Source organism: Pseudonocardia pini, assembly GCF_013870575.1.
Lineage (GTDB): Bacteria > Actinomycetota > Actinomycetes > Mycobacteriales > Pseudonocardiaceae > Pseudonocardia > Pseudonocardia pini.
In genome coordinates this window covers 1-1,614 of the sequence record NZ_JACBXB010001013.1, presented here as the reverse complement: position 1 = coordinate 1,614, position 1,614 = coordinate 1, and the positions used below count along the sequence as shown (strand labels likewise).

The window sequence follows — 1,614 nt, the reverse complement described above, 5'->3', positions numbered from 1 at the left end:
CCTCGGCGACCAGGGCCAGCTCGACGAGCCCCTGGCCGGAACCGCCGTACTCCTCGGGGAGGGCGAGACCGGGCCAGCCGAGCTCGGAGCCGAGCCGCCACAGGTCCGGGTCGGTGTCCGACCCCTCGTCGAGCACGCTGCGGACCTGCGCGGTGGACGAACGGTCCCCGAGGAGGTCCCGCGAGGCCTCCCGCAGCATGGCCTGCTCGTCACTGAGCTCGAAGTCCACCACTCACCACCCGACTGGTTCGGTCATCTACCCCGAAGAAAGTATCCTCTTTTCGGATCTGGGTCGAGAGTTGTTCTCGCCAGGCCCGAGGTGCAGCGGTTAGAGTAGCCCCATCACGGAGCCACCGTGCGGAGTCGAGGCAGTGGAGCGCAACGATGCGGCTGGAGTCCCCACCGGAGCTGGAGGCGTTCCGCAAGAAGGTGCGCGCCTTCGTCGCGGAACACGCCCCGGGGCCGAAGACCCACGCGGGAGTTCGCGCCCCCGAGCCCGAGGCGATCCCGGGGATCCGGCGCTGGACCGCGGAGCTCTTCGGGGCCGGGTTCCTCGGCATCGACTGGCCGGCGGAGTACGGCGGCCGACCCGACGCCCACCCCCTCGAGTCGCACATCGTCGTCGAGGAGATCACCCGGGCTCGGACGTGGCAACCCATCGGTGCCGCGGCGCTGGCCTCGGCCGCGGTCATCGACTTCGGCACGGAGGAGCAGCGCGCACGGTTCCTGCCGCGGATCCGCCGCGCCGAGGACATCTGGTGCCAGCTGTTCAGCGAGCCCGGGGCGGGCAGCGACCTGGCCAACCTCTCCACCCGGGCGCGGCTCGAGGGCGAGGAGTGGGTGGTCGACGGCCAGAAGGTCTGGACCACCAACGGGCAGCACGCCGACATGGGCTACCTGTTGGCGCGCACCGACCCGGCGGCCCCGAAGCACAAGGGGATCACCGCGTTCGCGCTGGACATGCGCACCCCCGGCATCGACGTCCGGCCGCTGCGGGAGATCACCGGGACCACGGACTTCAACGAGGTGTTCCTCGACGGTGTCCGGATCCCCGCCGCGAACGTCGTCGGCGAGGTGAACCAGGGCTGGAAGGTCGCGATGAGCAGCCTGGGCCGCGAGCGGTCCGGTGTCGCGGCGCACGGCGTCGAGCTCTTCGCGGTGCTCGACGACCTGCTGGGCCTGGCCGAGGAGACCACCGCGGGCGGCGGACCGGCCCTGGAGGACAGCGCCGCGCGGCAGCGGATCGGGGAGCTGGCCACACGGGTCCACGTGAACGCGGCGATGGTCAACATGGCCCAGTCGCGGATGCTCGCCGGCACCGAGCAGCCCGCCGACGCGCCCATCGGCAAGATCTTCTTCTCCGAGCTCAACCACGACCTCGTGGAGTTCGGGGTGGACCTCCAAGGCGCCGAGGGGATCCTCACCGAGGCCGATCCCGCGGTGCGCCGCGGCGGCTGGTGGCAGGACGCCTACCTGTACGCCCGCGCCTACACGATCGCCGGCGGGGCGAACGAGATCCTCCGCACCCAGATCGCCGAGCGCGGCTTCGGCCTGCCCCGCCGATCACCCGGACCTGGTCCTGCTCGTAGCCGAAGATGCCCACGAGCTGGTTGC

Annotated in this window: 2 protein-coding genes; one reads left to right on the top strand and one right to left on the bottom strand. The window is 71.6% G+C overall.

Annotated elements, in window-relative coordinates; genetic code table 11:
* On the bottom strand, positions 1-229 hold a 229-nt coding region (locus H5J29_RS31980), incomplete at its 3' end, for an acyl-CoA dehydrogenase family protein (RefSeq protein WP_181784649.1).
* Between the two features lie 155 nt (positions 230-384).
* On the opposite strand from H5J29_RS31980, the gene H5J29_RS31975 reads away from it, so the two are divergent.
* Positions 385-1,614: acyl-CoA dehydrogenase family protein (locus tag H5J29_RS31975; RefSeq protein WP_181784648.1), on the top strand; the 1,230-nt coding region annotated here is incomplete at its 3' end.